This is a genomic window from Candidatus Pelagibacter sp. PS_11, from assembly GCF_059417975.1.
The window spans coordinates 1219051-1239611 of the sequence record NZ_CM182075.1; the positions used below are offsets into that span (position 1 = coordinate 1219051).

The 20561-nt window shown below is 29.0% G+C and carries 29 protein-coding genes; 11 read left to right on the forward strand and 18 right to left on the reverse strand.

The genetic code is table 11. From position 1 onward, the window contains the following. Positions 1-2: 2 nt before the first annotated feature. The 10 genes from AC5SLT_RS06395 to hspQ all read right to left on the reverse strand — a co-directional run bounded on the left by AC5SLT_RS06395 (position 3) and on the right by hspQ (position 7540). The gene (locus AC5SLT_RS06395; protein WP_494591759.1) at positions 3-1166 is read right to left on the reverse strand and encodes a pyridoxal phosphate-dependent aminotransferase; all 1164 of its coding nucleotides are present in this window, start codon (positions 1164-1166) and stop codon (positions 3-5) included. A gap of 73 nt (positions 1167-1239) precedes the next feature. Next, the gene (locus AC5SLT_RS06400; protein ID WP_494591761.1) at positions 1240-2391 is read right to left on the reverse strand and encodes an alpha-hydroxy acid oxidase; all 1152 of its coding nucleotides are present in this window, start codon (positions 2389-2391) and stop codon (positions 1240-1242) included. 8 nt (positions 2392-2399) lie between these two features. Beyond that, positions 2400-2915, reverse strand: a complete 516-nt coding sequence (locus AC5SLT_RS06405) for an acyloxyacyl hydrolase (protein WP_271486049.1) — start codon at positions 2913-2915, stop codon at positions 2400-2402. After that, positions 2905-3279, reverse strand: coding sequence for a cytochrome c-type biogenesis protein (locus AC5SLT_RS06410; RefSeq protein ID WP_271486052.1), 375 nt, complete (start codon positions 3277-3279; stop codon positions 2905-2907). The genes AC5SLT_RS06405 and AC5SLT_RS06410 overlap by 11 nt, the downstream gene beginning before the upstream one ends. Then, a complete protein-coding gene (locus AC5SLT_RS06415; RefSeq protein WP_494577976.1) occupies positions 3276-3797 on the reverse strand; it encodes a DsbE family thiol:disulfide interchange protein in 522 nt (173 codons plus the stop codon). The genes AC5SLT_RS06410 and AC5SLT_RS06415 overlap by 4 nt, the downstream gene beginning before the upstream one ends. Continuing rightward, a complete protein-coding gene (locus AC5SLT_RS06420; RefSeq protein WP_494591762.1) occupies positions 3794-5671 on the reverse strand; it encodes a heme lyase CcmF/NrfE family subunit in 1878 nt (625 codons plus the stop codon). The genes AC5SLT_RS06415 and AC5SLT_RS06420 overlap by 4 nt, the downstream gene beginning before the upstream one ends. Before the next feature lies 1 nt (position 5672). Further along, positions 5673-6092 (reverse strand): cytochrome c maturation protein CcmE, encoded by a 420-nt coding sequence (gene ccmE, locus AC5SLT_RS06425; RefSeq protein WP_271481648.1) that lies wholly within the window; start codon positions 6090-6092, stop codon positions 5673-5675. Between the two features lie 10 nt (positions 6093-6102). Continuing rightward, the gene (locus AC5SLT_RS06430; protein WP_494591763.1) at positions 6103-6330 is read right to left on the reverse strand and encodes a heme exporter protein CcmD; all 228 of its coding nucleotides are present in this window, start codon (positions 6328-6330) and stop codon (positions 6103-6105) included. Continuing rightward, positions 6327-7037 (reverse strand): heme ABC transporter permease CcmC, encoded by a 711-nt coding sequence (gene ccmC, locus AC5SLT_RS06435; RefSeq protein WP_494591765.1) that lies wholly within the window; start codon positions 7035-7037, stop codon positions 6327-6329. Before ccmC ends, AC5SLT_RS06430 begins: the two co-directional genes overlap by 4 nt. A gap of 182 nt (positions 7038-7219) precedes the next feature. After that, positions 7220-7540 (reverse strand): heat shock protein HspQ, encoded by a 321-nt coding sequence (hspQ, locus tag AC5SLT_RS06440; protein ID WP_006997624.1) that lies wholly within the window; start codon positions 7538-7540, stop codon positions 7220-7222. A gap of 78 nt (positions 7541-7618) precedes the next feature. Here hspQ and AC5SLT_RS06445 point away from each other — a divergent pair, with 78 nt between their 5' ends. After that, positions 7619-8170 carry a septation protein A gene (locus tag AC5SLT_RS06445; protein ID WP_020168912.1) on the forward strand — a complete coding sequence of 184 codons (552 nt, stop codon included), beginning with the start codon at positions 7619-7621 and terminating at the stop codon, positions 8168-8170. Continuing rightward, positions 8163-8507: a DUF2794 domain-containing protein gene (locus AC5SLT_RS06450; RefSeq protein WP_494591767.1), complete on the forward strand. Its 345-nt coding sequence runs from the start codon at positions 8163-8165 to the stop codon at positions 8505-8507. The genes AC5SLT_RS06445 and AC5SLT_RS06450 overlap by 8 nt, the downstream gene beginning before the upstream one ends. 5 nt (positions 8508-8512) lie before the next feature. Here AC5SLT_RS06450 and AC5SLT_RS06455 read toward each other — a convergent pair whose 3' ends face one another. After that, positions 8513-9274: a Bax inhibitor-1/YccA family protein gene (locus tag AC5SLT_RS06455; RefSeq protein WP_494591769.1), complete on the reverse strand. Its 762-nt coding sequence runs from the start codon at positions 9272-9274 to the stop codon at positions 8513-8515. 60 nt (positions 9275-9334) lie between these two features. Between AC5SLT_RS06455 and AC5SLT_RS06460 the strand changes: the two genes are divergently transcribed. The 7 genes from AC5SLT_RS06460 to AC5SLT_RS06490 are packed head-to-tail and all read left to right on the forward strand — an operon-like array spanning position 9335 to position 14727. Then, a complete protein-coding gene (locus AC5SLT_RS06460) occupies positions 9335-10372 on the forward strand; it encodes an aldo/keto reductase (RefSeq protein ID WP_011281605.1) in 1038 nt (345 codons plus the stop codon). Next, positions 10363-10869 carry an invasion associated locus B family protein gene (locus AC5SLT_RS06465; RefSeq protein ID WP_494591771.1) on the forward strand — a complete coding sequence of 169 codons (507 nt, stop codon included), beginning with the start codon at positions 10363-10365 and terminating at the stop codon, positions 10867-10869. Before AC5SLT_RS06460 ends, AC5SLT_RS06465 begins: the two co-directional genes overlap by 10 nt. Positions 10870-10873: 4 nt before the next feature. After that, positions 10874-12061, forward strand: coding sequence for an argininosuccinate synthase (locus AC5SLT_RS06470; RefSeq protein ID WP_018413648.1), 1188 nt, complete (start codon positions 10874-10876; stop codon positions 12059-12061). A gap of 4 nt (positions 12062-12065) precedes the next feature. Next, positions 12066-12683, forward strand: a complete 618-nt coding sequence (locus tag AC5SLT_RS06475; RefSeq protein ID WP_020168916.1) for a DsbA family oxidoreductase — start codon at positions 12066-12068, stop codon at positions 12681-12683. 56 nt (positions 12684-12739) lie between these two features. Continuing rightward, complete coding sequence (locus AC5SLT_RS06480; protein WP_011281609.1) at positions 12740-13198, forward strand: membrane protein; 459 nt, start codon at positions 12740-12742, stop codon at positions 13196-13198. Beyond that, on the forward strand, positions 13198-13578 hold the full coding sequence (locus AC5SLT_RS06485; RefSeq protein ID WP_027306873.1) for a phosphate-starvation-inducible PsiE family protein: 381 nt from the start codon (positions 13198-13200) through the stop codon (positions 13576-13578). The genes AC5SLT_RS06480 and AC5SLT_RS06485 overlap by 1 nt, the downstream gene beginning before the upstream one ends. A gap of 6 nt (positions 13579-13584) precedes the next feature. Further along, a complete protein-coding gene (locus tag AC5SLT_RS06490; protein WP_494591773.1) occupies positions 13585-14727 on the forward strand; it encodes an FAD-binding domain-containing protein in 1143 nt (380 codons plus the stop codon). On the opposite strand, the gene AC5SLT_RS06495 is transcribed toward AC5SLT_RS06490, so the two are convergent. The 7 genes from AC5SLT_RS06495 to AC5SLT_RS06525 are packed head-to-tail and all read right to left on the reverse strand — an operon-like array spanning position 14724 to position 18756. Further along, positions 14724-14945 carry a hypothetical protein gene (locus tag AC5SLT_RS06495; RefSeq protein WP_494573077.1) on the reverse strand — a complete coding sequence of 74 codons (222 nt, stop codon included), beginning with the start codon at positions 14943-14945 and terminating at the stop codon, positions 14724-14726. The two genes, AC5SLT_RS06490 and AC5SLT_RS06495, sit on opposite strands and share 4 nt — an antisense overlap. A gap of 42 nt (positions 14946-14987) precedes the next feature. Then, positions 14988-15596 (reverse strand): MarC family protein, encoded by a 609-nt coding sequence (locus tag AC5SLT_RS06500; RefSeq protein ID WP_011281614.1) that lies wholly within the window; start codon positions 15594-15596, stop codon positions 14988-14990. A gap of 41 nt (positions 15597-15637) precedes the next feature. Continuing rightward, positions 15638-16051, reverse strand: a complete 414-nt coding sequence (locus AC5SLT_RS06505) for a YqaA family protein (protein ID WP_494591775.1) — start codon at positions 16049-16051, stop codon at positions 15638-15640. Beyond that, positions 16048-16170, reverse strand: a complete 123-nt coding sequence (locus tag AC5SLT_RS06510; protein ID WP_415323288.1) for a DUF2256 domain-containing protein — start codon at positions 16168-16170, stop codon at positions 16048-16050. Before AC5SLT_RS06510 ends, AC5SLT_RS06505 begins: the two co-directional genes overlap by 4 nt. Positions 16171-16173: 3 nt before the next feature. Continuing rightward, a complete protein-coding gene (locus tag AC5SLT_RS06515; RefSeq protein WP_494573079.1) occupies positions 16174-16899 on the reverse strand; it encodes an LrgB family protein in 726 nt (241 codons plus the stop codon). Beyond that, complete coding sequence (locus tag AC5SLT_RS06520; protein ID WP_494573080.1) at positions 16883-17263, reverse strand: CidA/LrgA family protein; 381 nt, start codon at positions 17261-17263, stop codon at positions 16883-16885. Before AC5SLT_RS06520 ends, AC5SLT_RS06515 begins: the two co-directional genes overlap by 17 nt. 2 nt (positions 17264-17265) lie before the next feature. Next, positions 17266-18756, reverse strand: a complete 1491-nt coding sequence (locus AC5SLT_RS06525) for a cryptochrome/photolyase family protein (RefSeq protein ID WP_494591777.1) — start codon at positions 18754-18756, stop codon at positions 17266-17268. 27 nt (positions 18757-18783) lie between these two features. On the opposite strand from AC5SLT_RS06525, the gene AC5SLT_RS06530 reads away from it, so the two are divergent. Together AC5SLT_RS06530 and AC5SLT_RS06535 are read left to right on the forward strand one after the other, a co-directional pair. Next, complete coding sequence (locus tag AC5SLT_RS06530) at positions 18784-19494, forward strand: SDR family NAD(P)-dependent oxidoreductase (protein ID WP_271486105.1); 711 nt, start codon at positions 18784-18786, stop codon at positions 19492-19494. Beyond that, positions 19469-20560 (forward strand): PQQ-dependent sugar dehydrogenase, encoded by a 1092-nt coding sequence (locus AC5SLT_RS06535; RefSeq protein WP_494591779.1) that lies wholly within the window; start codon positions 19469-19471, stop codon positions 20558-20560. The genes AC5SLT_RS06530 and AC5SLT_RS06535 overlap by 26 nt, the downstream gene beginning before the upstream one ends. Position 20561 lies beyond the last annotated feature (1 nt).

Sequence of the window (20561 nt, forward strand, 5' to 3'; positions counted from 1 at the left end):
TCTTAGCCTAGCATTTTTTTGATATTTTCCAATGCGTTAGATATGTTGTCTTGTGAAGCTGCATAGCTAAATCTTACGTAATCTTGGCAAGTTTTACCAAAAGCTGTTCCTGGAACTATTGCTACCCCTGCTTCATGCATGCATTTTTTTGCAAATTCTGAACCATTCATTCCTGTTCCAATAACTTTAGGAAATGCATAAAAGGCTCCTCCTGGTAAACTGCATTCCACACCTGGTAAACTATTTAAACCCTCGTGAATCAATTTCCTTCTTTGATCAAATTTTACCATCATTTCATGGATCGCATCATCTGGTCCATCTAAAGCTGCAATTCCTGCAAATTGTGAGGGAGCATTAACACATGAAACACTATTAATAATTAGTCTGTTTACATGTGGTATTAATTCTTCTGGCCACACACTCCATCCCATTCTCCAACCTGTCATTGCATAAGCTTTGCTCCAACCATCTAAAACGATTAATCTATCTTGCAGATCGGGGTAATTAAAAAATGTTGGCATTTCCTTTCCATCATAAATTTGTCTACTATAAATTTCATCGCTAAGGATTGCTACATGAGGATGTTTCTTTAACCCTTCTGCTAAAACATCTATTGCAGATTTTTCAACAAAACTTCCCGTTGGATTATTCGGGTTAATTAATATTAGCAATCTAGTTTTATCTGTAATTAAAGATAGAATTTTTTCTGGATCAAATTTTAAATCTTTATCTTCTGTTAAGTCATAAGGAACTGCTGTTGAACCTGTATAATTAATCATTGATTCATATATTGGGAATGCTGGTGTTGGATGTATAATTTCCGCACCTGATTCACCAAAACATTGTATAGCATAATACATTGTTGGTTTCCCACCTGGCATTATCAATACTCTTTCAGGATCAATATCCTTATTGTAAAGTTTTTTAATTTTTCTAGTAACAGCTTGTCTGCACTCTAAAATTCCATTTGATAAAACATATCCATGATGACCTTCATCTAATGCTTTTTTTGCAGCATCTACTACGTGTTGGGGTGTCTTAAAATCAGGCTGACCTAAACCTAAGTGGATCATTGGTTTGCCTTGTGCTTCTAATTTTTTTGCTTCAGCTAAAACACTAAATGCAGATTCTGTTCCTAGTCTTTGTAAATTTTTTGCTAATTTCATAATAATTAAATTCTAGTGTTAATAATTTATAATTTAATTTATTTTTTATATATATAATTTTGATAAGTAAAAACTATTTTCTATAAATTAATTTTGACGCGTCTAATTCTTTCAAGGTCTTACAACCCATTAATACCATATTTCTATTGATTTCATCATGCATGTTTTGCAATAGACGTTCCACACCTGGTTGACCCCCAGCACTTAAAGCAAATAAAAACATTTTCCCAAAGCTGCATGCTGTTGCACCAGCTGCTAAAGCCTTTAAAACATGAGTTCCACGTCTTACTCCACCATCTAATATAATTTCTAATTTATCTCCAACAGCTTCTCTAATTGCATTCACTTGATCAAAAGGTGATCTTGAACCATCTAATTGTCTACCCCCATGATTTGAAATCATTATTGCTGTACAGCCAATATCTATTGCCCTTTTTGCATCTTCAACCGACATTACACCTTTAAGAGCAAATGGGCCGTTCCATCTTTTTACACAATATTCTGCATCCTTCCAATTCATGGCCGGATCATATTGTTCATTAATATATTCGATGACTGATTTTGAAATATTGGTTCCTTTATCTGTTTTATTTTTAACATTAGATAATTCAAATTTTTTATGAGTAAAATAATTAAATACCCATTCAGGTCGCATGGCAAAACTCATTAGGCTTTGAAGTGTCAATTTTGGAGGAGTAGTAAAACCAGTTCTGTGATCTCTTTCTCTGTTTCCAGCAACTAATGTATCAACTGTCAAACACATGCCATTAAAACCAGACACTTTGCATCTATCTATTAGATCGTCAGTAATTGATTGATCTTTGTGAACATATAATTGAAATAACTTTGGTCCATTTGAAATATCAGCAACTTCTTCAATAGTATTATTGGCCATTGTAGACATACTATAAAAGGTCCCAAATTTTTCAGCAGCTCTTGCTGAGGCTTTGTCACCTTCATGATGGTAGAGTCTTTGCATTGCAGTTGGTGAAAGAAAGATTGGCATATCAATTTTTTTTCCAAAAACAGTCGTTGAAAGATCTGGTTTACCAACACTAGCAAGAATATTTGGAATTAAATCACAATCATCGAAAGAATCTGTATTTCTTTTTAAGGTTTTTTCATCATCTGCACCGCCATCAATGTAATGAAAAATTGGAGAAGGTAATCTTTTTTTTGCTAATTTTCGAAAGTCATTAAAATTATGACAATTCTTTAAGTTCATAACTAAAATTAAAAATTCTTAAGAAGATTAAACATATAACTATTGGCACCAGGATTTTTATCTCCTAAACTTGCATTTGATATATGATTATATGACATTCCGAAATTTGTACTTTCTGAAATTGCATAAGACAATTGCACCTCAGTTTTAAACTCTAAAGCATGACCTAAGTCCTTACCATCACCTTCATGGTAAAATCCTGGAGCAAAACTTGGAGTAAATTTAATTTTGTCTCCCATTGCGTAGTTCCATTCAACGCCTGTATACACATAAGCAGCTGAGTTTTCAGTTATAAATCCTCCCGTAATAGGAGATGCATTTCCAAGGAAAGTATTTCTTTCTAAATTTTCATTTTGGTGTTGAAACCCAACAAGGATAGCTTTTTGTTTATCATCACTGAAATCAAAATTGCCAGTATAAAAATTATATTGATGCTCACTAACATTTTCCTCAGCACTAACAGTCAAAGAAAATAGTGTTAAAATTACTGCTGATAAAATTTTAATATAAAAGTTATTTTTCATTTTTTTTTTGAATTTTTTTATACAGTATCGCACCACCAAAGAAAAATAACAATAATGGTAATAACCATAAAACATAAGTGTTTTTGTTTAATTGAGGATCAAAAATCACCCAATCACCATACTTTTCTCTTAAAAATTGATATATTTGTTTTTCTTTTAATCCTTCGTTAATTTTTCTATCAACAATTAATTTAATACTAGAAGCAAACTCAGATTCAGAATCATATACTGACTGACCTTGACAAATTAAACAACGAATATTCTTTAAAATTTTATTTTTTAAAATATCATTTGTTTCAGCTGATTTTAACTCTGAAAAGTTTGCAACTACAAATAAGATTATAAATATTTTTAATACTTTCATTTAATAATTAATTTAATTTCATTAACAATTTCTTGATTGATTGGACCAATAAATTTTTTGATTATATTTTTATTTTTATCTATTAAAAAAGTTTCTGGAACTCCATAAGCTCCAAATTCAACTCCTAGAGTTCCATCTTTATCAATTAAAATTCTTGAATATGGATTGCCAAGGTCATTGATAAATTTTTTTGCATTATTAAAATTGTCCCTATAATTTAATCCAATTAGTTTAATTGATTGGTTTTTACTTAGTTGCATTAATAAGGGGTGTTCTGTTCTACAAGGTACACACCAGGAAGCCCAAATATTTACAATATAAAAGATGTTCTCTTCAAAAATTTTCTCTGAATTTACATAATTGTTTGAATAAAAGTCTTTTGCTTTAAAGGTTGGGATATTTTTTTTCTCATTAACCTTGGGTGTGTAGTTATTTGGAGTATTTAATCCTTTATAAAAAATAACAAAACAAAAGCTTAAAAAAATAACTACAACAAATAAGCTAAACTTATTTTTCATATCTCCTTTTTAAATAAACTCATTAATCCACCAAGACTTAACAATAAAACTGATACCCATATCCAAACCATAAATGGTTTTATTTGATATCTAATATTAAAATATTCATTACCCTTTACAAGGTTCATTACTAAAAACTTATCCTCTAATAGTGTTGTTCTTATATCTGCCTCACTAGTAATAATTATAGGCTGATTATAAATTCTAATCTCAGGTTTTAATTCTATAGTTTTGCCATTTTTGTCTTTTATTTCAAAAGAGGCAATGATGGAGTTAAAATTACTTTCTTTTCTTTCCTCTATCTTTTTAAAAAAAATTTCACCTTTATTATAATCATATCTTTCACCAATTTTTATGTTGGTTATAATTTCTGAGGATAAAATACTATTAAATAGAATGCTTAATATTAATAAACTAAAACCAAAGTGTGAAACAGTTTGAGAAATATTATTAAATTTTTTAATAAATAATTCTTTTAAAGTTGTAAAGAAAAGAAAAAAAGCAGCTGAAATTAAAACTGTATAAAAAAGTAAGTCAGCAGTTAAATTTTTTATAATAAAAAAGGTTAACATTACTGAAATTATAAATGTGATAATAAGTGAGTTCTTATTTTCAATTTTTGATTTAATCCATTTAAGTCTTGGTCCAAGAGACATGAATAATAGAAATGGTATTAAAAAAGGAACAATTAATTTATGATAAAAAGGAGGCCCTACTGATATTTTTTCACTAGATATTACATCTAGAAAAATTGGATATACCGTACCTATTAAAACAACAGCTAAAAAATACATCATAAACCAATTGTTTATTAAGATAGAAGTTTCTCTACTAAGCCAAAAAAAATTATTTGAGCTTTTATTATTTTCTTTGTGAAATATAAAAAATATTCCTAACGATAAGACAATTAGTGCAAATAGAAATATTAATATAAAAATACCTCTTGCAGGGTCATTAGCAAATGTATGTACAGAATTTAATATTCCGGATCTTACTAAAAAAGTTCCACACATACTTAGGGTAAATGTTGTAATAGACAGTATAACCACCCAAGATGTTAGTGATGCTCTTCTTTCTAACACTACAATGCAATGCAACAATGCTGTTAGTGTTAGCCATGGCATTAAAGAAACATTTTCAACTGGGTCCCAAAACCAAAAACCTCCCCATCCTAGTTCGTAATATGCCCAAATTGATCCAAGCATAATTCCAATAGTTAGAAAAATCCAAGAAACTAAAACCCATTTTTTAATATGCTGCCCCCATTCTTTGGTGACATAATTTTGTGTAACTGCAGCAAGGGATGATGAAAATATTATAGAGGTACCAACATACCCTAAATATAAAATTGGGGGATGAATTGCCAAAGCTGGATCTTGTAAAATTGGGTTAAGACCAAGACCTTCATTGGGAATTGGAAATAAATAATTAAAAGGATTAGATGTCATTAATACAAATAAGAAAAACCCAATAATTATTATTTGCTGAAATAATAAAGTTAAAATTCTATATTTTTTAGGCTGCTCTCTTGATTTAATTAAAAACAAAAAAATAAACAAAGTTAATACTAACAACCATAACAATAAACTTCCTTCATGGTTTCCCCAAGTTCCTGAGATTTTATAGAATAATGGTTTAGTTGTGTGAGAATTATTAAAAACTGTCTCATTACTAAAATCTGAATTTATAAAAGATATAATCAAACTCAAAAAACTCACAATTACAAAAACTAACTGTAGAAATGATAGAGATAATATAGTTTGGTTAATTTGCTTATTAGTTTTATTAAAGTCTTTAATCGAAACTCCACAAAGCAATACCGAAAGTAACAACCCTAAAATTAAAGAATAATAACCTATCTGATTAGCTAGCAATTTATTTATCTCCTAAGGCTTCTTTAACTTCTGGGGGCATATAATTTTCATCATGTTTTGCTAAAATTTTAGTAGCTGTAAAATAATTCTTATCTTTTAAAAAACCTTCAGCAACTACTCCTTTTCCTTCGGCAAATAAATTGGGGACTGCCCCTGTATAGACAACATTAATTTCATTTTGAAAGTCAGTAATAACAAAATTAACTTTATCAGAATCTATAAAAATTGATTGTTCTTTAACCATCCCACCCACTCTTATTTTTTTTTTATTTAATTCTATTAAAGATTTTATTTCAGACGGAGACTGAAAATATACAACGTTTTCTTTTAATGATTGTAAAACTAAAAAAACTGTTAAAATTACTGAGGCTAAGATTAAAGCTAAGAATATAAATCGTAATTTAACCTTTTTACCATACATGGTTTATTAGTTAAATATTTGATGTATTGGATAATATTTCTCTATTAATATTTTGTGATCTTGCAGCTCTAGCTTTCTCAACATTTAGATAACCAAATTTAGAAGCAAATCTTTTTTGCTCTTTTGAAAGTTGTAATTTAGTTACAAAGTACAGGGCTGTAAAACTAATCAATGTAAATGAAAAAGCTGACCAAACGTAAGCTCCATATCCATTCATTGAAATTATTTCATTTATCATAATCTATCTAATCCTTTATTCTTAACTTTTATCAGTTCGGTATTATATTTCATCAAAAAAATGAGTAATGAAAAAAGAGCAAATGCCGCAGTCATAATACCCAATGGGACTAACATTGATGGGTGAATTGCTGTGTTGGTTGATAAAATATTAATTGAAGCTGGTTGATGTAACGTGTTCCACCAGTCTACGGAAAATTTAATGATGGGAACATTTACCACTCCTAAAATTGCAATTAAAGACGTAACCTTTATTACTTGTTCTTTGTCCTCATAAATTCTCCAAGCCAATAAATACATTCCATAAAACAAGGCTAAAATTAACATAGAAGTTATTCTTGCATCCCAAGCCCACCAAGTACCCCAAGTTGGTTTTCCCCAAATTGATCCTGTTACTAATGCTATAATATTAAAAATGAATCCAGAAGGTGCTAAACTTTTACCAATTAATGCAAAATTTTTATTTTTAAAAACAAAACTTCCAACAGACAAAAAAGCTAAACTTGTAAATATTCCAAGTGATATCCATGCAGCTGGCACATGAACATACATAATTCTTACTACATCACTTTGTTTATAATCTTCAGGTGAAAGTATAAGCGCTTCTGTTAAACCAATTGTTAGGACAATAATAAATAAAAATAGAACATACTTTGGTGCTTTAGAGGTTATTGCAAAAATTTTATTAGGTTCAAAATATTTAAACATTTTTAAATTATATATATTAAAAAAAAGATAATTTAATTTTTTTTATGGAAGATCATCCTGATCAAGAATGCAGAGGGAGTCAATAATGATAAAAACGTTATTTAACACTCTTGATCAGAACATAAGTATAGATAGCAAATATATATGTCGAAGATTTGAATTAATTGTGTTTAAAAAAAGAATTAATTAGAGGGCTTAAAGTAGCTAGAGCCTCTTTTGCCAGAAAAAATCTCTTCAATTAAAGGATGTTTAATTGGATCTTCTGAATCGTCCATTAATAGATTTTGTTCTGAAACATATGCTTCATATGTAATTTCATCATTTTCGGCTAACAAATGATAAAAAGGCTGATCTTTTCTAGGACGAACATTCTTTGGAATAGATTGATACCATTCTTCAGAATTATTAAATTCGAAATCAACATCATAAATTACACCTCTGAACTCAAAGTGTTTATGTTTTACAATGTCTCCTATTGAAAATTTTGCTTTTTGAATTGCCATTGCTATTAATATGGGGGTTTAAAAATAAAAATCAATAAAAAACATTTATATTTTTTTTATTATGTTAATATCTGTCAAGTGAATAAATCTTTTCTTAAATTTGCAACAGACTTTGGGCCTTTAGCCATTTTTTTTTATTATTATTATAATAATGATAAGAATCTAGCAGTTGCGATTCCTCCACTTATAGTTGCAACATTAATTGCACTAGCAGTTGTTTGGTTTTTTGAAAAAAAAATACCTATGATGCCATTAATAAGTGGTATCTTAATTACATTTTTTGGGGGTCTAACAATTTATTTTAATGATCCAGTTTTTATCTATGTAAAGCCAACGATCATTAATATTTTATTTGCCCTTGCTTTATATTTTGGAAAATATTTTACAAAAGAACCTGTCCTTAAAAAAATTATGGGTAAATCAATTGCTCTAACTGATATGGGTTGGGAATTATTAAACAAAAGATGGATGTACTTTTTCTTCTTTCTTGCAATCCTTAATGAATGTGTCTGGAGAACGCAAACAGAAGAGTTTTGGGTTAATTTTAAGGTATGGGGAATGTTACCAATAACCCTTGTCTTTACAGCATTTCAAATATCATTGATTAATAAATACAAGCTTGATGAATAGAAACTTAAAGCTAGTCGTAAATAATCCTCACCAACAAATAGAAGAAAGACAATTTTTTGAAAAAAATGAACTTAAAATCATTTTAGATCTATATGCAAAAATGGTCTCTGAAGGATCATGGAAAGACTATGGTCTAAACATTTCTAACAGGCAGGTTAGTTTTAGTGTCTTTAAAAATGCAGCAGAGAATGCTTTGTATAAAATTTGTAAAAACTTTAAACCCAATAATAAAAATTTAAAGTATTTAATTACAGACTCTAATGGGAAAGTTTTAAAAAATTCCTTTGATCTAGAAGTTTTACTTAAAAATACTAATTGGAAAAACCTTAAGAAATAAAAAGACTATCGTCTTTGACCAAATAATCTTAACAACATTATAAACAAATTTATAAAGTCTAGGTAAAGAGTTAAAGCACCCATTACAGCTTTTTTACCCATCAACTCACCCGTATCACTTGATACGTACATATTTTTAATCTTTTGAGTGTCATAAGCAGTAAGACCTACAAAAATTAAAACACCTAGAATTGAAATTATAAAGTCCATCATCGAAGATTTTAAAAACATATTAACTACTGATGCTACGATAATACCAATTAAGCCCATCATTAAAAATGATCCTAATTTTGTAAGATCTCTTTTAGTTGTGTAACCATACAAACTCATTGCACCAAAAGTAATAGAAGTAATAAAGAATACTCTAGTGATACTCGCTCCAGTATAAACTAGGAATATTGAAGATAATGATAACCCCATTAAAGACGCAAAAACCCAAAAAGTTGTTTGAGCAGCTGAAGCTGTCATTTTATTAATTCTAGCACTCATGTAAAAAACTACTCCAAGTGGAGCAAGCATTACAATCCATTTAAAGCCTGAAAGAAATATCGTATTTCCTAAGCTTGTTAATGCTGTAATTGATCCATTAGCATCTGTTACTACAGATAGCTTAAAAAATATTAAAGATATAAGTCCTGTTAACAAAATACCAGAAGCCATGTAGTTGTAAACTTTTAGCATGTAGGCTCTTAAGCCCTCATCCATTACCACTGTTGATTGCTGAGCTTCTTTTACTTTATTTAATATGTTTTGCTTATTGAATTCCATAACACATATATAATAGCCTTTTACTATTATTTCAAGATGTCTTAATAAGGTTAAATAATTATGAATTATAAAAAATTAGGAAATACAGATTTAAAAGTAAGCACTATTTGTCTCGGTACTATGACTTGGGGTGAACAAAATACCCAAAATGAAGGTTTTGAGCAGATGGATTATGCTTTAGATCAGGGTGTAAACTTTTGGGATACTGCGGAAATTTATTCTGTTCCACCAAGACAAGAAACGTTTGGTCATACTGAGACTATTATTGGTAATTGGTTTGAAAAAACAAAAAAGAGGGACAAAGTAATTTTAGCTTCAAAAGTTTGTGGCCCAATGAGAGAGTATGTAAGAGGTGGTGGAAATCAATTTGGAGAAAAGAATATTACAGAAGCACTTGAGGGAAGTTTAAAAAGATTAAAAACTGATTGTATTGATTTGTACCAATTACATTGGCCAGAAAGAAAAACAAATTTTTTTGGCAAACTAGGTTATGAACATGATGATAGCAATGAGTGGACTAGGTTTGAAGATATTCTAGGAAATTTAAAAAAATTTATTGATCAAGGAAAAATTAAATACGTTGGTGTATCGAATGAAACACCGTGGGGATTATCTAAATATTTAGAGCTTTCAAAAGATAAAAATTTACCAAGAATGCTTTCAGTTCAAAATCCTTATAATTTATTAAATAGAACTTATGAAATTGGACTTGCAGAAATGTCTATTAGGGAGCAAGCAGGATTGCTAGCTTACTCTCCTCTTGCGTGTGGTTATTTATCTGGAAAATACAGAAATAAACAATTGCCAAAAAATTCTAGAATGGAAAGAGATGGTGATTTTTGGTCTAGATATAATAATCAAAATGCTGAAAAAGCTATTGAATTATATTATGAAATATCAAAGAAACACAATTTGGATTTAGCTCAAATGTCTTTAAAATTTTTAGAAATTCAGCCGTTTGTAACATCGGTTATCATTGGTGCAACGACAATGGAACAGTTGAAAACTAATATAGAAAGTATAGGTATAGATTTAAGTGAAGACGTAATTAAAGAAATAAATGAAGTACAAAAAATTTACCCTAACCCATGTCCATAATTAAAAATTTTATAATTCTAATTCTTGTAAGCTTATTTGCTGTTAGCGTAAATTCACAAGAAGTAAAAAAAGTTGGTAAATTTAAAGACTGGGAAGCAATTATTATAACTGAACAAACAGGAAAAGTTTGTTTTGCTCAATCAGTTCCTGTGTTGCAGGCCCCAAAATCTAACCCTAGAGAAGCAAGAATGTTTGTTTCATTTAGACCAAGTGAAAAAGTGAGTAATGAAATAAGCATTACAGGTGGCTATGAATTTAACAACAAAAATTCTATTACAGCTGAGTCAGGTAAATCTAAATACAAATTTGATATTGCTCAAGAGGGATTTGCTTGGATTGCTGATAACAAACTTGAAAATAAAATGATTAAGACCATGAAGAGAGGATCAAGAATAATGATCACAGGTTATAATCAAAAAGGCTCTCAAACTAGAGATCACTATTCATTGTTAGGATTTACTAAAGCCTATAATGCTGCAAAAACTAGCTGCAGTTAATTAAATGAAATCTAAAAAGAAAATTGTACTCGCATATTCTGGCGGACTAGACACTTCTATTATTTTAAAATGGCTTCAAGAAAATTATGATGCAGAAGTTATTTGTTATACTGCAGATGTTGGGCAAGAAATTGATAGAAAAAAAATTATAAAAAATGCCAAAAGACTAGGTGTTAAAAATATCATTATTGAAGATTTAAAAGATACATTTGTAAAAGACTATGTCTTTCCAATGATTAGAGGGCATGCAATTTATGAAGGTGTTTATTTATTGGGTACTTCAATTGCAAGACCTTTAATTGCAAAACGTCAAATTGCTGCCGCTAAAAAATTTGGAGCTTATGCAGTTTCTCATGGTTCAACTGGCAAAGGAAATGATCAAGTGAGATTTGAATTAGGATATCATTACTTTGGTCCAAAAGTAAAAATTATTGCACCATGGAGAATATGGAAATTAAACTCTAGAACAGATTTAATTAAATATGCAAAAAAAAACAATATTCCAATTCCAACAGATAAAAAAGGTGCTCCTCCTTTCTCTATTGATGATAATTTATACCACACATCAACTGAGGGTAAGGTTTTAGAAAACCCAAAAAATTCAGCTCCTGAGTTTCTTTTTCAAAGAACAGTATCTCCTGAAAAAGCACCTAACAAAGCTTCATTTGTAACTATAGGATTTAAAAATGGAGACCCCATAACTGTTAATGGTAAAAAACTATCGCCTGGAAATTTATTAGAAAAACTTAATAATGTTGCCGGCAAAAATGGAATAGGTAGAGTTGATTTAGTTGAAAACAGATTTATTGGGATTAAATCTAGAGGTGTTTATGAAACGCCTGGTGGAACACTTTTAATGTCAGCGCACAGAGCAATTGAGTCTGTTACTTTGGACAAAGAAACTATGCATAAAAAAGATGAAATTATGCCTAAATATGCTGAACTTATTTACAATGGTTACTGGTACTCAAAAGCAAGATTTAAACTTCAAAAAATTGTCGATCTTAAAAAGAATAAAGTTAATGGCTCTGTTAAGCTTAAATTATACAAAGGCAATATCACTATAATGTCTAGACAGACAAAAAGTAATGCTTACTCAATGAAAAAAGTTTCTTTTGAAGAAAATAAAACCTTTAATAAATCAAATGTAGAAAGATTTATTAACTTTCATAAACAAAAGCTTCGTTCATAAATTAATGAAAATAAAAGTATTTGCTGACACAATTTGTGGGTGGTGTTTTATTGGTCAAACAAGATTAAATAAAGCATTAAAAAATTTTCCTGAAACTAAGTTTGAGATAGAGCATGTTCCATTTCAACTAAATACTGACATGCCTAAAGAAGGAATTGAAAGAAACAAGTACTTAGAAATAAAGTTTGGTGGAAAAGATTTTGCTCAACCAATGTATGATCGAATGACAGAAGAGGCGAATAAAGAAAATCTTAATTTTAATCTAGATAAGATAAAGAAAACACCCAATACTGTATTTTCTCACTTATTAATAAAATTAGCCGAACAATCTAATGTACACAACGAAATTAAAGAAAAAATATATCAATCATACTTTATTGAAGGTCTTGATATTGGAGATAAAGAAATCTTAATTAATATTGGCAAAGAATTTAATATTAATGGAGATACAATCAATAATTTTTTTAATTTAAAAAATATTGAAGAAGTTAATTCATATATTTCAGTCGCAAGAGAGAAAGAAATTAATGGAGTACCCTTCTTTGAAATAGGAACAGATTTTATTTCAGGCGCCCAAAGCTCTGCAAATTTAGAAAGTGTAATAAAGTCCAATTTAAGCTAAAAATTAAAGGACACTTTATCCTTTGCCTTTAACATATAAATATCTATTCTAGCTATATGGAAGCTCTAAAAAATTGGATGAAAGATGCTGCTAACATTTTATTTGATGATAGCAAAAATGATCTAAGATCTTTACCAAGATCTGTTAGATTACAAATTTTATTAGTTCTGAGTTTCGTTTGGACAACTGTTTTTAGTTTATACATATTTTCTTATACAACTTTTGCATTTGGTTGGGCCGGTTTATACGTTGCTCATATTGGATTGATATTTGCAGTTTATATGACATTCAAACATTTTCATAAAGCAGAGGCGCAATCTAGCAGTGTATTCAAAACTAAAAACTTTGATCCATTTAAGATTATGGTTATTGTTTTTGTAATTGTATTCATCTTTGTATTTTCTAAAGGAATAGAAATTTTAACAAGTCCAAACCCTAGCTCTTATTCAATTCCATATGATGGACCAGTAAAATCTGTGTTTGAAAAATGGCTACCATTTAGTAAAGATAAGTAATGGATAAAATAGCAAAAAATTTACAACTAGCTCTAATGTGCATTATTTTAGTGAGCACCGTAATTGCAGTTGGTATGGAAATTAATAATATGTTTCTAAATCAATCTGTAATGCTAGCAGATTTACTTTTAATGTTTCTTTATTTAGAAGTCTTAGCAATGGTTCGTGTTTTTTGGAATCAGCAATCAATCAGTATAACTTTGCCTCTTTTAATTGCCATCACAGCTCTCGCACGATTTATTATATTACAAGGAAAAGAAATGGATCCATCAGCATTAGTCTATGAAGCTATAGCTATAGTTCTAATTGCATCTGCAATAGTTATTTTAAGATTAAGACACAGTGATAAATTGGGTCTAAAGAAAAGAAAATCTAAATAGTTTAAAATGATTTTTGAAGCCTCAAGGGCTAAAGCCGTTGATAAATTAAATACTTTTGTTGAACAAAATCTTTCAGATTATTCAAAACTAAGAAATTTTGATTTTGGGCCTAGTAATAGATCTAATGTTTCTTGTTTATCCCCCTATATAACTCACGGAATAATTAATGAATTAGAAGTAATTAATAAATCTCTTAAAAAGTTTTCATTTGCAAAAAATGAAAAATTTATTCAGGAAGTTCTTTGGCGTGTTTATTGGAAAGGTTGGCTAGAATTAAGACCTGATGTTTGGTCAGATTACTTAATAGAATTAGATAAAATTAAAAAAGAATTTAAAAACAATCAAAGTTATTTGGATGCAATTGAGGGAAAAACAAATGTAGATTGTTTTAATCAATGGGTAATTGAACTTAAAGAAAGAAATTATCTTCATAACCACACAAGAATGTGGTTTGCTAGCATTTGGATTTTTACACTAGAATTACCATGGCAGTTGGGAGCTGAGTTTTTTATGCAACATCTATATGATGGGGATTCTGCATCAAATACCCTTGGTTGGAGATGGGTTGCTGGCATTCAAACTCAAGGCAAGCATTACCTCGTAAGTGAATGGAATATAAATAAATTTACAAATAATAGATTTAAAAACATAAAACTAAATGAAAATGCCAAACCTATATCCAATGATAAGATATATTCTGTTATTAACAAAAGCTTTAAAAATTCTGAGATTTTGGAAGATAAAACTTTATTAATATTTGAAAATAATATGACATTTGAATTGTCTGATTTTAAAGAACATAAGTTTAAAAAAATTTTGTTAGTCTCAAATAATACAGATAGAACTATCAAATTAAGTGAAAAGGTGTTGAAATTTAAAGCAAATCTTTTAGAGGATCATAAAATAAGATTGAAACAAAAATCAATAAATTGTGAAACTATTAACATTAATGATTTAAAAAATATTACCGAAGAAGTTTATGCGCTTTATCCAACCGTTGGTGAAAATTTAAATTTTATTCAAAATAATCAATTAAAAAATATAAAATTTTTATATAGAAAGTTGGATCAGTTTTCTTGGCAATATTGTAATAAGGGTTTTTTTAATTTTAAAAATTATATTCCAAAAATTATTGCTAATTTTAATTAAAACCAACGTATCATTCCAATTATACCTGCTGTTGCATAAAAAAATTGCAACACAAGTATTCCCTTGTGACCTCCTCTATATGCCCAGATACCAATTAAAATGGCAGACAACAGTAACAAACAAAATCCTAAAAACTCTATTCCAATGTTTAAGGCTACAAACATAGAATAAAGAATTGCTGTAAAAACCCCTGTCCATTCAAAAAATTTATTATTCATTTCTATATTTATAGTATTTTAAATAGTCTACTGAACAATATTTTAAGCTAGAAAGGTTTTTATTCCATCTAAAATATACTGAACACTTAATCCAACTAGAATAATTGCTATTACTCTTGAAATTACACTAATAACTTTTTTGTTTATTATCTGAGAAAATTTTGAAGCAGTAAAAAAAAATATAAAAGTTAAAAGCAAAACTGAAGCTAAAGCAATCATTCCAACAGATTGGTTTGTAAAATTACTTCCCATATCTGAAACAGAAACAATAACAGATGTGATTGCAGCTGGTCCTGCTATAATGGGTGTTGCCAAAGGAAATACACTTACATTTTCAGAATTAAAATCAATGTCATCTTCTTTTCGTTGTTGTCTTTTATCAAACAACATTTCCATGGAAATTATTAATAAAATGATGCCACCACCAATTGTAAATGCTGGAAAAGATATATTCAAATAATTTAATAAAGTGCTTCCAAGAAATGCAAAGAATAGCAATATAATTGATGCAATTATTGTTGCACTCAATGCAGTTTTAACTCTTTGTTGGCTGCTCATATTCTGAGTTACTGCTAAGAATAAAGGTGTATTTCCTAGTGGATCAATAACAATAAAATATAAAAAGAAAGTTTGAATAAATATTTCAAGCATTCACTTTTCTAGCATAGTTACCTGGATAAATTCAGCAAATATTAAAACAAATAATAAATTAAGACGTACCTACTTACTTTTCCAATTGCCACTAAAATAATAAAATCTAAAAATCTAACTCTTAATAAACCTGCAACTAAAGTCAGTGGATCACCTATTATTGGAACCCAAGCAAATAATAATGACCATTTACCAAATTTATTAAACCATTTTGAAGAGTTTTCTATTTGTTTGTCTTTAAACGGAAACCACTTTTTTGTACTTAGATTTCTTGAATAAAATCCCAAGACCCAGTTAACAACTGATCCCAAAATATTCCCAAAACTAGCAACAATTAACAATAATAAATTATCAAAATTTGATGTTGCAATTAATCCTGCCAATGTGAGCTCAGATGAAAATGGTAAAATGGTTGCAGCTAAAAAAGATATAGTAAATAAGGATAAGTAAATCACTTAGAGCACTTCTTAGAACAATACTTTACTTTATCCCAATTTAACTTCCATTTCTTACGCCATGTAAAAGGTCTTTTACAAGTAAGACAAATTTTTGAAGGTAAATTTTCTTTTTTCACAAATTAAATAAGAAACTTAATTATAATTAAAACAAAAAGTGAAGTTGCAATGCCACTTAGGCCCATCGCTAGAGCAGCAAATACGCCCGCTGTTTTATTTTTACTCATTGCTCTTGCTGTTCCAATACCATGACTTGCTAAACCAAACGCAAAACCTCTAGCACTCATGTCTTTTAATTTGAAAACATTTAATAAAAAAGTTCCTAATGAAGCACCAATTATACCAGTAATTATTGTAATTATTGCAGTTAAAGACGGTATTCCTCCAATAAGCTCTGAGATACCCATTGCAATAGGAGCTGTCACATTTCTAGGTATCATTGTTAAAATCATCTCATTACTTAATCCAAAAAATTTTCCCAAATAAAAAGTAATTAAAATTGCAAAAGGTATTCCAAGACAAATTGAAAAAATAATTGGTTTAACTTCTTTTGTAATCAAATTTCTTTTTTCATAAATTGGTATAGCCAAAGCAACTGTTGCTGGACCTAACATGAAGTGAATAAATTTTGCACCCTCAAAATATCTATCATAGGAGACATCTAAGAATAATAAAACTGAGGAAACAATTAAGATACTTATTGCAACAGGGTTTACCAATGGATTTAACTTAGATTTTTTATATAAATAATCACCTACTAAATATGCTCCTAATGTTAGGGTGATCCAGAAAAGAGGTTCTGCCTGCAAATATACCCAAATTTTATATAGTTTATCTTCTCTTGCCATTTTTCTTTTCTAGGTTAATTATTTTTTCCATAACAAATGCTGTGAATACTAAAGTAGTGAGTGTACCAATAATTATAATACTAAAAATTTTGAATAAGTTATCTCCTAGATAATTTATATGCATCACAACCCCAACACCTATTGGAACAAATAATAATGATAAGTGGCTTATAATCTGATGACTAGTTAAAGAAATTTCTTTAATTATTCTCTTGGATTGTTTAATATTTTTAGAAAATAAAATGAACGATAATAATAATAAAATTAAACCAATAACAGGCCCTGGAATATTTATTGCAAAAAATTTTTGAATAGCTTCACCTAGAAGTTGATAAAAAAAGATAATAAATAAACTTTTTAACATTTTTAATTTGTATTTAATTTAATAAACTTGTCAGCTTCAGATAAAATCATTTTCTTTCTTTCATCTTTCATTTTATCAAAAACATAAACCATCATAGACAATCTAGGGTTCTTTAAAAAAAATTTTCTATTTTTATCTATAAACCTCCAATAAAGACCATCCATCGTATTACACCATTCCCCTTTTTTAAAATCCATCATTTTCATAAAATAACTTGATCCACAAATGTATGGTTTCGTTGCAAAAATACCTCCATCACTAAATAAGCCCATTCCATAAACATTAGGAACCATCACCCAATCAGAAGAATCTACAAACATTTCCATAAACCACTTATAAACAATTGTTGGTTTCACTTCACAAAGGTTCATTATATTTGATAAAATCATCAATCTTTCAATATGGTGAGACCAGCCATGATTAACGGCATTTTTAATTGCATGATCCAATGGGGGCAAACCTGTTGTGCCTTCATACCAAGACTTTTTCATTTTTCTTTCATGGTTGAAAAAATTTTTTGTTTCCATTTCATCAGAGTAACCTTGATAAATTCCACGCATGAACTCTCTCCAGCCTATTATTTGACGAATATAACCTTCAAGTGAGTTCATTCTAATTTTGTGTTTTTTATGAAATTCTAAAATTTTTTGAATGATAATTTCAGGGGTTATCAATCCTAAATTAATGTACGGGCTTAATGCGCTATGAAATAAAATATTGTCTTTTTGATTAACAGCATCTTCATAATCGCCAAATAAATTTGATTTTTCTTTAATAAAAAAATCTAAAAGTTTGACCACATCATTGTATTCTGTTGCTAACCAAAAATCATTTGTGCTACCAGGATGATCTTTAAACAGTTTTTCAATAATTGGTTTTAATTTTTTAGTATGATTAGTTTCGTTAATTTTTGGAAATTTTGGTATTGACATGTCTTTTGGTAATTTATTTCTGTTATCTTCATCAAAACTCCATTTGCCCCCAATAGGGTTTCCATCTGCTCCCATTAATATTCCAGATTTTTTACGAACTTCTTTGTAAAATGTTGCCATAAAAGGTTTTTTTGATTTTGCTAAATAATTTTTAAACTCATCTCTTGAGTTTAAAAACATTGGAGTTTGAACAATATTCCAGTTAATTTTTTCTTTTTTTAAGAATTGTGAAATTTTCTTTTCAAAAAATTTATCCTCAACCTCAAAACTTGAAATTTCAGTAATTTTTTTTTGATCAATAATAATTTTTAATTTCTTAAAATAAGTATCTTTAAAATCTTCGTCCTCAATTTTAGAATATTCAAGTTTGTATTTATTTGCTTTAAGCATATCTGCATAAGACCTCATAGAAGATAGAAATAGCAAGATCTTTTGCTTATGATGCTTTTCATAAGTGCATAGTCCATAGTCTTCTGCCATGTAAAAAGAGTGGTCCTTTTTGAAGCGGTCTACGTATTTTAATGGAAATAATTGATTGCCAAGTATAAAAAACAATTTCATAGTTAAATATAACTAAATAAAAATTATATGTCAGAAAAATATCTTATTTTTGGTGCGACAGGTTCTGTGGGTTCCAGCTTAGCTGAACAATTGAAAAATTCAGGAAATGATATTCATCTAATAGCAAGAAATGAAAATGAAGTTAAAACTATTGCAGAAAAATTAGGCTGCACTTATACGGTTGCTGACGTTTTAGAAGAAGGATTTATAGAAAAAGTAAAATCAGACATTAGTGAAATTAAGGGTATCGCTTACTGTGTAGGATCTATTGATTTAAAACCATTAAGGATGGTTACAGAAGCAGATATGAATAAATGTATGAAACTAAACCTTTATTCAGCTATTGAAGCAATAAAAGGATTTCAAGAAAGTTTAAAAAAGAACAAAGGCTCAGTTGTTTTATTTTCAACTGTTGCTGCTCAAAGAGGTTTTACTAATCACACAATTATTGCTTCTGCTAAAGCTGCAGTTGAGGGACTAACTGTTACACTAGCTGCTGAGTTTGCTCCACATATTAGAGTGAATTGTATTGCACCCAGTTTATCAAAATCTAAAATTGCAGAACCAATGTTAAAGAATCCTGCAATTGCAGATGGAATTGCTAAAGCTCATCCTCTTAAAAGATTGGGTGAAGGAAAAGATTCTGCAGCGCTTGCAAAATTTTTAATTACTGAAGAGAGTTCTTGGATTACTGGACAGATAATAGCTGTTGATGGTGGTAGATCAAAACTTTCTTAAAGTGAAAAAATATTTTTTATTACTAATTTTTTTTCTTTTATTTGCTTCAAAAAGCTATTCCAATAATTATACATTCACTAAAATTATAGAGTTAGATGAACCTTGGGGATCATCCTTTATTAACAATGATGAAATCATTATTACTGAAAAAAGTGGAAAAATTAAAATTATTAATCTTATTTCAAAAGAAGTTACAGAAATTAAACATAATCTTAATTTTTTAGAAGTCGGCCAAGGTGGGTTATTAGATATTATTTACCAAGATAATGCTCTATGGATTTCTTATTCGGAAGATAGGGGAAATTTAAAAACAAGCACATCAATTGCAAAAGCACAATTAAACAAACAAGAATTAAATTTTAAAAATATTTTTCAAGCAAACCCTCCTATAGATTCTGGTTATCATTTTGGTTCAAGATTAGCGATTAAAGATAATTATATTTATGCATCAGCTGGTGAAAGAGGCCAAGGTATGATTGCCCAAGATCCCACAAAACATCCTGGTAGTATTATTAGAATTCATACTGATGGTCGTATTCCCAAAGATAACCCAAAGTTTACTGGTAAACCAGATTGGTTGCCTGAAATTTATCAAATAGGTGTTCGTAATCCACAAGGTTTAACACTCTCTAATTATGATGGAAAAATATATTTAAGTAATCATGGTGCAAGAGGTGGTGATTGGTTTGGAGAGGCAAAAAAAGGAGAAAATTATGGATGGAAAATTTTAGGCTGGGGTGGAAAAAATTATTCTGGAATTTCTATTGGTCCAAAATGGAAGCCAGGTTTTACTAAAGCAATTCAATATTGGGTACCTTCAATAGCTACAAGTGCTATTACAATTTACAGAGGAAATGAGTTTAAAGAGTGGAATGGGCATGCACTAGTTACTTCTTTAAAGGATAGATCTTTAAGAAAACTAATATTTAATGATCCAACTAATGTGAAAGAAGATGTTATATTTAAAGATAATGTTGGAAGAATAAGAGATATTCAAGTTCATCCGTCTAATGGTAAAATATTTTTCTTAAGTGAAAATGCTTTATGGATAATGGAAAAAAAATAAT

Bases quoted from the DNA above. Each gene is read 5' to 3' on its own strand.
- AC5SLT_RS06395 (WP_494591759.1), bottom strand. From the start codon at position 1,166: ATGAAATTAGCAAAAAATTTACAAAGACTAGGAACAGAATCTGCATTT.
- AC5SLT_RS06400 (WP_494591761.1), bottom strand. From the start codon at position 2,391: ATGAACTTAAAGAATTGTCATAATTTTAATGACTTTCGAAAATTAGCA.
- AC5SLT_RS06405 (WP_271486049.1), bottom strand. From the start codon at position 2,915: ATGAAAAATAACTTTTATATTAAAATTTTATCAGCAGTAATTTTAACA.
- AC5SLT_RS06410 (WP_271486052.1), bottom strand. From the start codon at position 3,279: ATGAAAGTATTAAAAATATTTATAATCTTATTTGTAGTTGCAAACTTT.
- AC5SLT_RS06415 (WP_494577976.1), bottom strand. From the start codon at position 3,797: ATGAAAAATAAGTTTAGCTTATTTGTTGTAGTTATTTTTTTAAGCTTT.
- ccmE (WP_271481648.1), bottom strand. From the start codon at position 6,092: ATGTATGGTAAAAAGGTTAAATTACGATTTATATTCTTAGCTTTAATC.
- AC5SLT_RS06430 (WP_494591763.1), bottom strand. From the start codon at position 6,330: ATGATAAATGAAATAATTTCAATGAATGGATATGGAGCTTACGTTTGG.
- ccmC (WP_494591765.1), bottom strand. From the start codon at position 7,037: ATGTTTAAATATTTTGAACCTAATAAAATTTTTGCAATAACCTCTAAA.
- hspQ (WP_006997624.1), bottom strand. From the start codon at position 7,540: ATGGCAATTCAAAAAGCAAAATTTTCAATAGGAGACATTGTAAAACAT.
- AC5SLT_RS06450 (WP_494591767.1), top strand. From the start codon at position 8,163: ATGAATAGAAACTTAAAGCTAGTCGTAAATAATCCTCACCAACAAATA.
- AC5SLT_RS06455 (WP_494591769.1), bottom strand. From the start codon at position 9,274: ATGGAATTCAATAAGCAAAACATATTAAATAAAGTAAAAGAAGCTCAG.
- AC5SLT_RS06460 (WP_011281605.1), top strand. From the start codon at position 9,335: ATGAATTATAAAAAATTAGGAAATACAGATTTAAAAGTAAGCACTATT.
- AC5SLT_RS06465 (WP_494591771.1), top strand. From the start codon at position 10,363: ATGTCCATAATTAAAAATTTTATAATTCTAATTCTTGTAAGCTTATTT.
- AC5SLT_RS06470 (WP_018413648.1), top strand. From the start codon at position 10,874: ATGAAATCTAAAAAGAAAATTGTACTCGCATATTCTGGCGGACTAGAC.
- AC5SLT_RS06475 (WP_020168916.1), top strand. From the start codon at position 12,066: ATGAAAATAAAAGTATTTGCTGACACAATTTGTGGGTGGTGTTTTATT.
- AC5SLT_RS06480 (WP_011281609.1), top strand. From the start codon at position 12,740: ATGGAAGCTCTAAAAAATTGGATGAAAGATGCTGCTAACATTTTATTT.
- AC5SLT_RS06485 (WP_027306873.1), top strand. From the start codon at position 13,198: ATGGATAAAATAGCAAAAAATTTACAACTAGCTCTAATGTGCATTATT.
- AC5SLT_RS06490 (WP_494591773.1), top strand. From the start codon at position 13,585: ATGATTTTTGAAGCCTCAAGGGCTAAAGCCGTTGATAAATTAAATACT.
- AC5SLT_RS06495 (WP_494573077.1), bottom strand. From the start codon at position 14,945: ATGAATAATAAATTTTTTGAATGGACAGGGGTTTTTACAGCAATTCTT.
- AC5SLT_RS06500 (WP_011281614.1), bottom strand. From the start codon at position 15,596: ATGCTTGAAATATTTATTCAAACTTTCTTTTTATATTTTATTGTTATT.
- AC5SLT_RS06515 (WP_494573079.1), bottom strand. From the start codon at position 16,899: ATGGCAAGAGAAGATAAACTATATAAAATTTGGGTATATTTGCAGGCA.
- AC5SLT_RS06520 (WP_494573080.1), bottom strand. From the start codon at position 17,263: ATGTTAAAAAGTTTATTTATTATCTTTTTTTATCAACTTCTAGGTGAA.
- AC5SLT_RS06525 (WP_494591777.1), bottom strand. From the start codon at position 18,756: ATGAAATTGTTTTTTATACTTGGCAATCAATTATTTCCATTAAAATAC.
- AC5SLT_RS06530 (WP_271486105.1), top strand. From the start codon at position 18,784: ATGTCAGAAAAATATCTTATTTTTGGTGCGACAGGTTCTGTGGGTTCC.
- AC5SLT_RS06535 (WP_494591779.1), top strand. From the start codon at position 19,469: ATGGTGGTAGATCAAAACTTTCTTAAAGTGAAAAAATATTTTTTATTA.